This window comes from Methylomonas rivi (assembly GCF_024505165.1).
Lineage (GTDB): Bacteria > Pseudomonadota > Gammaproteobacteria > Methylococcales > Methylomonadaceae > Methylomonas > Methylomonas rivi.
Genome location: NZ_JANIBK010000130.1, coordinates 1 through 11,358 on the forward strand (window position 1 = coordinate 1; position 11,358 = coordinate 11,358).

The following is an 11,358-nucleotide window of genomic DNA, read 5'->3' on the forward strand; positions in this document are numbered from 1 at the left end:
AGAAAATTCATATAGAAAAAATAAAAAAATAAAAGATAAAGAACATCATCTATTTTTAGAAATAGCAGGCGGAATAATAATAGGAGGATTTATTTTGTTTCTAATTATAGAAAAAGTAATTAGCATACAAGCAAAAGAATTAGCCAAAGAATTAGAAAAAGAAACAAAAAGAATAGAACAAGAAAACGAAAAAATAGAAGAAAGAAATTTAAAAATGCTAGAAAAAAGTTTAAAAATAGAAAAAGAAGCTATGAAAAGCTTATCAGAAACAACATTAAAACCATTTAATGATTTAGCCAACAAAAGAAAAGGCATCCATTCAAGCGAAATAGGTTTGCCCAAGATAGACCAACAAGCACAATGCAAACCAGCAAAGATAAACGGCGTTTGGCAACAACACTGCGAATAAAACCGCTTGAAAATATACGGCATTGCCGTATAATGCCCACATGAAAACAGTTTGCGAAACCGAAATATTCATACGTTACGCCGCTTCAATCTGGACGGATGAAGAAAAATCATTGTTCATTAATTGGATAGCCGCCAATCCATTGGCCGGCGACGTGATACCCGGTTCAGGCGGATGCAGAAAGGTAAGGTGGAACCGATCAGGCAAAGGCAAACGAGGCGGAACCCGGATCATTTACTTCAATAGCAACGATGGCCGTATATGGCTATTAATCGTTTACACAAAAGCTAAATTCGATAATTTACCGGCCGATTTTCTGGCCAAGTTAAAAAGAGAGGTGGAAAGTGAATAAAGAGATGATGCAATTTCAAGCGGATTTACTGGCTTCCGTTAAAGATATGAAAGCCAATAAGCCGGCCAGGGAAAACATTATAGCCGTTTCGGAAATTACAGAAGCACGAAATACAACAGGCCTATCTCAAAACCTGTTCGCCGATTTAATGGGTGTATCCGTTAGAACATTACAGGACTGGGAACAAGGCAGAAGAACCCCATCGAAAGCAGCCAGGACACTTTTAAAAGTAGCAAAACGGCATCCCGAGGTATTAAGAGAGTTAGCGGGTTAACTTTCCACTTTCTTTCCATCCAGACCAACCAAAACCAGACTTAACCAGACCGATTATTTTTGTAAGTGATTGTTTTTAGTATGGTTATGGTTGGTTAAAGGGTATTACAAGGCACTTTTAATGCGATGGTCGTGCGTTCGAATCGCACACGACCCACCATCAATTCGATAGTAAAATCAAGCTGTTAGGCCAAAAGCCAAACGGCTTTTTTTATGCCTGTCGATTTTTTGGGACACTGGCGGGACACTTCGCTATAACAATCAACAACAAATCACAACACAGTAGACCGGATTTTAACCTAAAAAGCCGCCTACTTCGCACCAGCTAAAACCGCTAAATTCAATCATCAGCCTATCCACCTAGACCAGCTAAAAAACAGCCAAACAGGGCGCTTTTTATTTTTAACTGCCCCTTGAGTGTCCCATTTTTTGTAACACAACAGACGAGTCCTTTATTTTAATGGCATTAGGACAATAGAGCGCCGCATAACAAATGCGGTATTGTGATTTTTTGTGCTTTGTTGTAGTATTTCATCGAAGCAAAAAAACGGGCCTGGAAGTGCTACCAACACCGCCAAGCCCTAACCACCACTTAACAGAACGGGTTAAGCAATGGCTACCGCAAATTATACCGGCCATTGCCCCAAGGGGACACAATGGCAACCATCGAAACACGCACCACCGACAGCGGCGAAAAATCCTACCGGGTTAAAGTCCGGCTAAAGGGCTACCCGGCACAATCCGCCACCTTCGACCGGCTGACCGATGCCAAGAAATGGGCAGCGGCTACAGAATCAGCCATCCGTGAAGGCCGGCACTTCAAAACCGCCGAAGCCAAAAAGCACAGCATTGGCGACATGCTAACGCGCTACTATTCCGAAGTCCTACCCCACTACAACGAAAAAGAGCAGAAAGAACGCAAAAGCAAATTGGAATGGTGGCGGCAAGCTATCGGCCATTGCTCGCTTGCAGATGTGACACCAGCGGCGATAACCGAGCATAAAGCCAAAATGACCCAAAGCGCGGCCACGGTGGACAAGTACATTAAAAATCTTTCCCACGCTTTCACTGTGGCGGTTAATGATTGGGGATGGTTGGAGGATAACCCGGTCAAGAAAGTGAAAAGCCCGAAATTGCCGCGCGGTCGTGTTCGGTTCCTAGATGATGACGAACGGCAAAAGCTGTTAACCGCCTGCCAGCAATCCACCAACAAACAGCTTTATCTGTGCATCATTCTGGCGCTGTCTACAGGTATGCGGCAAGGTGAATTGATGGGCCTTAAATGGCAGAACGTAAACCTTAAAGACGGGTTCATTATTCTGCACGAAACCAAAAACGGCGAACGGCGGCGGGTTCCTTTGGCCGGTCATGGGCTGGAACTATTGCGAGAGCATGCCAAGGTAAGGCGGCTCGATACCGATATGCTATTTCCCGGCAATGTCCACGCCGACAAGCCGATAGATTTACGCAAGCCTTTTGAAAACGCCCTTGCAGCGGCAGAAATTAAAGATTTTCATTGGCATGACCTTAGACATTGCACCGCGTCTTATTTAGCCATGAACGGCGCTAGTTTGGCTGAAATTGCCGAAGTTCTAGGACACAAAACCTTAGCCATGGTTAAGCGTTACGCCCATCTATCAGACGGCCATGTAAGCAATGTGGTTGCCAGCATGAACGCCAAGATTTTCGGGGGCGTGTGATGAATGACATTAACTGGAATGATTGGCTAACCCGAGAACAAATTACCCTTGATGATTGCCTGCTATTGGCAATGGGTGAGAATCCAAACGCTAGCGATATTAATACGGATTGGTGGAAAGATTTAAGCATGGATGATTATCGGGAACGACGAGCGGAAGCCGTGCAATGGTTTAAGAGCAGCGAGCTAAAAGCCAGAAAGGTGAATAACAACGGTTCGGTTGAATATAAAAACATTAACCCGTTATCCTTTTTCAATTTGGCTAGGTCGAACGATTGGGATTTGCCTGAACCCCTCCATGATTGGCTAGATAATCTCGAAAAGCAGCAATGCGTTACATGGTGCGGAGATATTCAGCCGCTTGAACCGCTAACTGACGAAGATAAGCAAAATTACAGCAATCGGGCGGCGTGGTCTTGGGTTGATGCTATTTATATTTTGCAGGGTTACAAGCCGGTTTATCAATTAAGCACCGAACAAGTACGCTCACATTTCCCCGATTCGGTTAAATATTTCACCGACTCTTTGGAATTGGGCACGATTGGAAAAGAAATAACACAAGCAGGACAAAGGATTTTTATTGATTCCCCGGCCAACTGGCAAGCGTTTTGGCAAAATATCCATAAAACACCAGAGCCGAAAGCCGAAGCAGTTGGAAGTGAAGAAGGAAAGAAACAAGGCGATAACGAACGTGATTTAACAAAATGGTTTCGGGAAACATGGGAAAAGGAAGGCCAACCAAACGGAACGCCTTTCTTTAATGCGTTGAAAAACCACGTTAACCAACAAGGTAGCCCGATTAGAGAGCATTACACAACCGGGCCTAAAGGCGCTGGCATTCGATGGAATACCGGGAGCGCCAGCAACAAAATGACAAAGAAAAACATTCAAACGATGGTAAGCAAATTCAAAAAGGAGATAAAGCAAAAAGCTGTCAATAGCTAAAAATAGCAAAACTTCCGTGTAAGTTTCCGTATCACCTTCCGTCTTTCCGTTTTAGCTAAGACGGAAAAATCAGCCCTTACAAATTGCCCAAGCCGCAACGCACAACAGCTAGCGGCGATTCACTAAACCTGAATTTATGAGGCAATGTATGACCGTTACAGCAACGCACACCAACCAAACCGCAAGCCGTTTAATTCCCGTCCCCGATTGGAATAAACATCATTCATGGCCACCACTTGGGGGGCTGAGGCATCTACGGTTTCATCAAGAAACCAATGGTTTTAAAACCGCGTTCAAAACCGTTGGCCGTCGTGTTTTGGTCGATGAGCGTGAATTTTTTCGCATCGTCGATGAACAAAACCAAGGGGGTAAATAATGAAAGCCCCAAAACTACCCAGAACGGACACGCTGACAGGCCGCGCATTAATGCGGCTCATGTTGGGGCGCAAATTCACCCACCGCGACTATCAAAACGAAACGGCAAGTTATCGGCTTTCAAGTTATATCGAACAGTTACGCAACCGCCACGGCTGGCCGATTGAATCCACCGAAGAAACCGCACCGACCAAAGACCCTACCGGCAGAAATGCCACCTATGCCCGCTACAGCTTAGACCCTGAATTTTTAATGAGTGTAAGGGCTGAAATGGGGGAGCGTTTCGATAACTTTATCAAGGCTGTTAAACGGTTCGAGGCGAAGGGGGAGAAGTGAACAGACAAAGAAAAGCCGCCACCGGATACCACCGAGAAGCGGCCAAAATAAAACAATTGCGCAATCATTTTACCGAATCAGCACGGCGCGTAAAGGCCGAATTTATCAGGCTTGCCGTTTGGTTAGAGCAGGCGCTAGGGGTGGCATAAATGACAAACACTGACCTTGCGCCATTCACCGGCGCGGGGTTGGCGATTGTGCCAATCCCACCAAAAAGCGGTAAGCCGACCAAGGCAGTAGTTGCCAAGGGTTGGAATATGCCTAGAACCGCTGACAATCCGAACGGACATACTTCAAACATTGACGACCTTTTGAAATGCGGCAAAGGCTTTAATTTTGGCTTGCATCATGGCGCATCAAATACGCTGGCGCTTGATTTGGATGATGTGGAGGTGGCGCGTAAGGTATTCGAGGAATTGACCGACACCCAGCTTTTAGACTGGTTAGAGAGCGAACAACGCGCCGAAGTGAAAAGCCCGAAAGCGAACCGGGGGAAGTTGTTGTTTACCCTGCCGGTTGGCTTTGCTGGCGCACAGTTGCGGCAACTTAAGCACGGTAACAAGACGGTTTTTGAATTGCGTTCCGGCAATTGCCAAGATGTGATTATTGGGCAGCACCCGGAAGGCGGCGCTTATCGGTTTATCGGCAATCCGGCGGCGATACCGAAAGCGCCAGCGGTTCTACTGGATATGCTGGAACACTGGGACGATTGGAAGCCTTGCTTCGATACCGCCTTGGGTATTGAGCAAGAGCCGCCCAAAATCGCACCACAGAAGCCACAGCAAGGCGAACAGCTACCGGGCAGGCGTGACCCTATCCAAGAGTTTAACCAGTCTTTTAGTGTGGCTGAGATTCTGACCCGCAACGGGTACAAACCCAAGGGCCGGGATAGATTCATCAGGCCGGGGAGCGAAAGCAAAGCACCGGGCGTGGCAATTATGCGGAATTGTGCGGACGGTATCGAGCGCATTTATTCGCATGGCGGCGACGTGTTGAACGATGGATTTGCACACGATTCCTTTGATTGTTTTCGGTTGCTGGAATGCGGCGGCGATGTTGCCAAGGCGCTTAACTGGAATCCTGACATTTCAAAGCATAACCAGCGGCTATACATGCAGGAACGCGCTAAAAACGCGCCGGAATCGATGCAGAGCGCAAGCAATAAGCAAGGGCAGACAGAGCCAAGGGACAAACCAGAATGGCAGCCGTTCCCGCTAATCCGGGCGCATGAATTGACCGGCAAGCCCATTACTATTGATTGGCTAGTCGAAAACATCATCGAACGCGGAAGCCTTAATCTGTTATTCGGCGAACCGGGCGCGGGCAAATCTTTGTTTGCCTTGGATTGGGCCTTTTGCATGGCGGTGGGTATCGACTGGCACGGCTGGCGCACCAAGCCGGTTGATGTCGTTGTCGTGGCTGGCGAAGGTCATGCAGGGATGGGGCGACGGCTCAAGGCGCTAGAGTCAAAATATCAGATGCAAGCGCCAGCACGGTTATTTATTAGCCAACGACCGGCAAACCTGATTGATGCGACAAACGCTCAATGGATAGCTGACACCATTAAAGCAACTTGCCCGAATCCGGGCCTTGTCATAATCGACACACTACACCGCAATATGGACGGCGACGAAAACAGCAGCCAAGACATAGGCCGGTTTGTTGCCAACCTGGACGGCTTCTTTAAACCCATAGGCGTGGCGGTTCTGGTTGTACACCACAGCGGCCACGGGCAGAAAGACCGCAGTCGGGGCAGTAGTTCGATTCGAGCAGCGATGGACGGCGAATTTTCAGCCACCAAGGACGGCGGCGCGATTGTCCTAAGCTGCCACAAGGCCAAAGACTTTGAAGCCTTCAAGCCGCTGCAATTCAGCCTAAAGCCGATTGATTTGGGTTGGTGCGATGATGACGGCGAACCGTTGACTAGCGTTTATTTGGAACATGACGGCGAAGCCAAGCCCACCACCAAAAAGCGGAAATTATCGGCGCGGGACGATTCCATATTAACCAGTCTAAGCGAAGCAATAGCAGCGCATGGCGTGGAACCGACCGCCGAGATTAAAGCGAAGTTTGGCGGCTTTGATTCCTTGCGCGGCAAGCAGCAAAAGATAGTCAATATCGAGCAATGGCGGGAGTTGGCTTATAAGGCGATTGTGGTTGATGCTAATACCGAAGATGCCAAGCGCATGGCCTTTAAGCGATGCCGTGACAAACTTCTAAATCAACGCGTTACGGTTGAATATGACAATTACGCATGGCGGATTTTTGAATGATGCCAGCGAACAACGAACAGAACCGAACAAAAACGAACACTGTTCGGGGTTATGTTGCGAACGAACACGAACACACTTCTATAGAAGTGTTCGTATGTTCGCCAACCTGCCCCCACCAGACTGGTTAAAAAATATCTGAAACATGCAGAGATAGAACACTATGCCAACGCCAAAATTTAAACCCGGCCAAAGCGGAAACCCGGCAGGCCGACCCAAGGACAAAACCCCGGCGACATTGCTTAGAAAGTCGATAGCCAACGATATGCCGGAAATCGTTAAAACCCTGATCGAATTAGCCAAAGGCGGCGATGTACAAGCCGCCAAAGTGTTGCTTGATAGGATATGCCCACCACTTAGGCCGCAAGCGTTGCCGGTCAATATCGAAACCGGAGCAACCTTGCCGGAAACGGGCGGCAATGTCGTTAATGCCACGCTAAACGGCAGTATTGCCCCTGACATTGGTTCGATGCTGATTAGGGCATTAGCCGAGCAAGGCAAATTGATTGAGTTGCAGGAAATGGCCGACCGCTTGCAACGTCTTGAAAAATTATTGGAGGCCAGACCATGAGGCCGAGCCAAGTAAACAAGTTATATGCGAAGCTGACACCACATGAACAAGCGGCGCTAGTCATTGAAGCGGCTTCAAGGTTTGATGAAAGCGAAGCTGATGCGATTATGGAACAGGTGGAGCGAAAGCATTACATTGCCACCCATGCAGATTACACACGGCGCATACATGCTTTAACGGCGCTTGTTGGTCAATATGGTATAGAGTACTGGAAAAACCGAACGCTGATGCTCTTGGCTTGCGAACATGCCGACCTAGGCAATCACGATGCCGAAGCCCCGGCCTTGCGGTTCTTAGCTAAGGTGCTGGCGCTGGAATCGGCAATTGTCGAAGTCTGCAACCGTCTTAAAGTCGATGTGTTGGCAATCAAGAAAATGGCTGGCTGTCCTTACAACGATGTTAAGCCGGAAGAATTAAAGAAAGCGGATGTGGAGCTAGTGCAGCAATATACCGATATGTTTTCAGGGCTGGTACAAATATAAAATGCCATCGTGCTAATCTAGCAAACAAGCCGGATATTTCTGACTTTTTTGTGTTGAGCAGCTCAAGCATAATTAGGGATAAGCAGCATGACTAATCTACAACTGAACTACTCCTAATAAACCGCATGAAAAAAACTTAGAAGGGACAGAATGAAAATCAATATATTTGAAGGTGCGCGCAGGATTACAAAGTTAATTGCGGTTATATGGGTTTTGGGCTGGTGCATTTATTTATTTACATGGAATCCATACATTAATGTTAATTTTCGCGTGGACTCACCCGGTAGTCTGCCAACAAGGATGAGTGAGCAAGAATGCGATGCGGATGATGCGAAAGAGTTTTTTTATTCGAAAGATACCGTCAAAGGAACAAGATTTTCTGGTGAGTTTTGTTTTAAGTCGGAGGTTTTTGATAATGGTAAAAGACTAATTCCAATTTTTGTTGATTCGGCTTTGACTGATTCTAACCGACTAGGAAAGTGGATTCTAGCAAACAAGGATAAGAAGGGAACCGCTGAATTTGAGAGAGCAATATCTGCTTATCAATTTGCGAAGCAGGCAGCAGATGAACATAAAATGCAAGTAAGGGGGTTTGAAAAATATTCCACTGAAGTTTCAGACTACACAAAGAAAGTTGCTGACAATTTTAAACTATCCAAAGTTGATGAGGATTGGATTGACGGTGAGGTATGGCCTGCACGTTTGAAAGAACTCAAGGAAGGCTCACTTTGGATTATTGGCGGGGTGGCTTGCTTATACATTTTTACATGGTGTGTTGGCTGGATTATCAGGGGATTTGCAGGCATACCCTTGGGGCAGGATAGAAAGCCTGATGATATATGACCTCATCACACCTAATAAAAGTCTGAATAGACTGACTCGACGAGGTAAATAAAAAGGGAACAAATGAAAATTATTTTGTGTTTTGTTTTTATTGCACTGGCAGGGTGTAACTTAGAAATTGATAGTCTTATCGAAACTTATGGGTACGAAAAGAAATCTGATTGCAATAAAGAAAATTGCCTATTTAATGCGGCGAAAATAATTTTATATGTTAGCCCTGAACATCAATCGGTTACTTATAAGTTGATTCAGAATTCCCAAGAGTTAAAAAATGTTGTGAGCATAACCTCCTATGATTCTTTAAAAAACTGTAAAGTAGTATCAAACAAAGATTTTAATTGTGATGATTTGGAATCTGATGATGGTGTCATATCTGGCAGCAACTTTAGGGTGGATATGTCGACTAATTCAATCATAAAAAAAGAAGGCACGTTTAGCAAATATGAGGCTATTAGCGGTAGTAAAATGGTTTATTACGTATCAAAACTTGCTAGATTAAGTAAAGAAAACATTGAACTAATTGATAATTATGGGGCTTATATATTGTTTTTTCTTTTTCTAAGTTTGCTGGGACTTAAAAAATGACACGGTGAATATAGCCATTCTCAGGATTTAATGATAAACAACCGGACAACACCTGCTTTTTGATTTTGTCCCATGGGACACTAGCGGGACACTTGCAGGTAAATAAAGGCAGTAAACAGCAACAAGCGACAAACAACGGAACAGGCTAACAGATTGATTTAATTGTTGTTGTTTGTTGTGTTGTTTTGTAAGTTATTGATTTTAACTCACTTTTAATGCGATGGTCGTGCGTTCGAATCGCACACGACCCACCATCAAAATCAAGGACTTAGCTTAATTGCCTAGTCCTTTTTTTATGCCTGTTTATTACCGCTGACAACAAAGTGTCAACGCAGGATTAATTTTCAAAATTTCACGCAAATAATCGGGCGCAAGGTGACTGTACTTCATGGTCATGTTTAGGCTGGAATGGCCTAGAATCTTTTGTAGGGCAAGAATATTACCCCCGTTCATCATGTAATGACTTGCGAATGTATGCCGTAATACATGCGTCCTTTGACCCTCAGGCAAATTAATACCGGATTCATATAGACGACGGGTAAAGGTACTGTAAGCGTCACTAAACGCACCATTAGACAAGCGATCGTGAAGCCGCTTGTAAAGATCATCAGTCACGGGCACCGACCGCGACTTTTTAGACTTTGTTTCATGATAATGAACCATACCATTAGACAAATCCGACAAAACCAGGCTTTGAGCCTCACCCCACCTAGCACCGGTGGCCAAGCACACCCAAGCAATGAGATAAGCATCAGAATCTGACTTGGCCAAGTAAGAAAAAAGCTTTGCAATTTCATCGACCGACAAGAAAACCGTTTTCGGTTGAGAAATCCGAATTAGCCTGATAGACACAAACGGATTTTTGCCCTCAAATTGAGAAGAACGAATCAACTCATTAAAAACGGCTTTGAAAGTCTGTAATTCTCGATTAATAGTGGCAGGCTTTACCCCATCGGAAATACGTTGGCCTCGATATTCAATAAAAAAAACAGGCTTAAAAACAGCCATCACAGGATTACCCATTTTGGCAGTAGCCTGAATTAAACGCTGATAAGTATCATTACCAGAATTGAGAAACTGACCGGTTGAGTCATACCAAAGCTGAACGAACTCAGACAACTTCCGCAAATCCTTTTTTGGAGTGGAATAATCAGAATTTTCGGACACACGGGATTGAATCATTAATTCATACCGCTGTGCTTCCACCTTGGTATCGAATGATTTTCTAAAACGCCTATGTCCACGACCACCAGGCTGAATATCAACCAGCCATTTACCATCGTGCTTTTTTATCATTATGCGGCCTTTTTGAATTTATGAACCCTTGGCGACTCTATTTTTTCGGCCAACACCAATAAAACATCATCGGGCGTTTTACCGCGCTTTTGATACATGGAACAAAGCAAATCCCACAGGCCGGAGTAAAACAAACAATCGGCAGCCTGATCAATAGACAGCTTTTTTTTACGATAAATAGAACAAAGCTGACCAAAGCAAATAGACACCGATTTATCGGACGGGTGACCGTCTAAAATGGCCGCTTTATAAGCCCGTTGATACTTAATATCGAGCTTTTGAACATGATAAAAATGCAGGTCGTCACGAAGCCATTGCCAAAACGGATTGATATAAGTGGGCGAATCGTCAAAACGAAAATTATTCAGCGCATAAGCCCATAATCCAGACAAATGAGGCGCTAAATCGGACAGAGAAAGCGCCTTAAAACCAGAACCGCGAGCAAATTGCTCAACTACAGAATGATGAAATCGAGCTTCAAAACGCCACACAGAATAGTCAGCGTCAAATTGATCAGATTGCGCCCACACGGGCAACCATAAGGCAAGCTCATTCTTATCTTTCACGGCTTTACCTTTATCGTAGGCAGCAAACTGCAAGCTATCCGCTTTGCCAAAGGTGAAAGATTGAGATTTTCCGTAAACCATGACGGCATCAGAAGCATCGAATTCGAACGATTGTATGCCACTGTTTCGCATCACACGGCGAGCGCGCATAGTCATACGGGAATCCAAATCAGCCGGCGGAATATAACCCTGTACATCGGCGCACAAATGAACAGCCACGCCGGCCGGAATAATTTGATCAGCAAAAAGCTTTGCAGTTTCTTTTATATCGGAGTCACTTTGTTCAACAGAACGAGACAGCAAAAAGAAAGGGGAAGCCTGTATTTTTATATGCGGCCCGTTAGTAGTCATAGACT

The 11,358-nt window shown here is 45.3% G+C and carries 13 protein-coding genes and 1 tRNA gene; 12 read left to right on the forward strand and 2 right to left on the reverse strand.

The window, feature by feature from the left end:
• The 12 genes from NP596_RS16920 to NP596_RS16975 all read left to right on the forward strand — a co-directional run.
• On the forward strand, window positions 1-409 hold a 409-nt coding region (locus NP596_RS16920; RefSeq protein ID WP_256616569.1), incomplete at its 5' end, for a hypothetical protein.
• 344 nt (window positions 410-753) lie between these two features.
• Window positions 754-1,035: a helix-turn-helix domain-containing protein gene (locus NP596_RS16925; RefSeq protein ID WP_256616570.1), complete on the forward strand. Its 282-nt coding sequence runs from the start codon at window positions 754-756 to the stop codon at window positions 1,033-1,035.
• 655 nt (window positions 1,036-1,690) lie between these two features.
• Entirely contained in the window at window positions 1,691-2,734 is a 1,044-nt protein-coding gene (locus NP596_RS16930; RefSeq protein WP_256616571.1) for a tyrosine-type recombinase/integrase, read from the forward strand.
• Complete coding sequence (locus tag NP596_RS16935; protein WP_256616572.1) at window positions 2,734-3,678, forward strand: hypothetical protein; 945 nt, start codon at window positions 2,734-2,736, stop codon at window positions 3,676-3,678. Before NP596_RS16930 ends, NP596_RS16935 begins: the two co-directional genes overlap by 1 nt.
• Before the next feature lie 148 nt (window positions 3,679-3,826).
• On the forward strand, window positions 3,827-4,054 hold the full coding sequence (locus NP596_RS16940; RefSeq protein ID WP_256616573.1) for a hypothetical protein: 228 nt from the start codon (window positions 3,827-3,829) through the stop codon (window positions 4,052-4,054).
• Entirely contained in the window at window positions 4,054-4,389 is a 336-nt protein-coding gene (locus NP596_RS16945; RefSeq protein ID WP_256616574.1) for a hypothetical protein, read from the forward strand. Before NP596_RS16940 ends, NP596_RS16945 begins: the two co-directional genes overlap by 1 nt.
• Before the next feature lie 149 nt (window positions 4,390-4,538).
• Window positions 4,539-6,662 (forward strand): AAA family ATPase, encoded by a 2,124-nt coding sequence (locus NP596_RS16950; protein ID WP_256616575.1) that lies wholly within the window; start codon window positions 4,539-4,541, stop codon window positions 6,660-6,662.
• A 160-nt stretch (window positions 6,663-6,822) separates the two neighbouring features.
• Window positions 6,823-7,230 (forward strand): DUF5681 domain-containing protein, encoded by a 408-nt coding sequence (locus NP596_RS16955; protein ID WP_256616576.1) that lies wholly within the window; start codon window positions 6,823-6,825, stop codon window positions 7,228-7,230.
• Window positions 7,227-7,712: a hypothetical protein gene (locus tag NP596_RS16960; RefSeq protein ID WP_256616577.1), complete on the forward strand. Its 486-nt coding sequence runs from the start codon at window positions 7,227-7,229 to the stop codon at window positions 7,710-7,712. The genes NP596_RS16955 and NP596_RS16960 overlap by 4 nt, the downstream gene beginning before the upstream one ends.
• A 150-nt stretch (window positions 7,713-7,862) precedes the next feature.
• On the forward strand, window positions 7,863-8,555 hold the full coding sequence (locus NP596_RS16965) for a hypothetical protein (protein WP_256616578.1): 693 nt from the start codon (window positions 7,863-7,865) through the stop codon (window positions 8,553-8,555).
• Between the two features lie 63 nt (window positions 8,556-8,618).
• The gene (locus NP596_RS16970) at window positions 8,619-9,140 is read left to right on the forward strand and encodes a hypothetical protein (protein ID WP_256616579.1); all 522 of its coding nucleotides are present in this window, start codon (window positions 8,619-8,621) and stop codon (window positions 9,138-9,140) included.
• A gap of 164 nt (window positions 9,141-9,304) precedes the next feature.
• Window positions 9,305-9,394, forward strand: a tRNA-Lys gene (locus NP596_RS16975).
• A gap of 52 nt (window positions 9,395-9,446) precedes the next feature.
• Here NP596_RS16975 and NP596_RS16980 read toward each other — a convergent pair.
• A complete protein-coding gene (locus NP596_RS16980; protein ID WP_256616580.1) occupies window positions 9,447-10,436 on the reverse strand; it encodes a phage integrase in 990 nt (329 codons plus the stop codon).
• On the reverse strand, window positions 10,436-11,358 hold a 923-nt coding region (locus NP596_RS16985), incomplete at its 5' end, for a hypothetical protein (protein WP_256616581.1). The genes NP596_RS16985 and NP596_RS16980, both read right to left, overlap by 1 nt.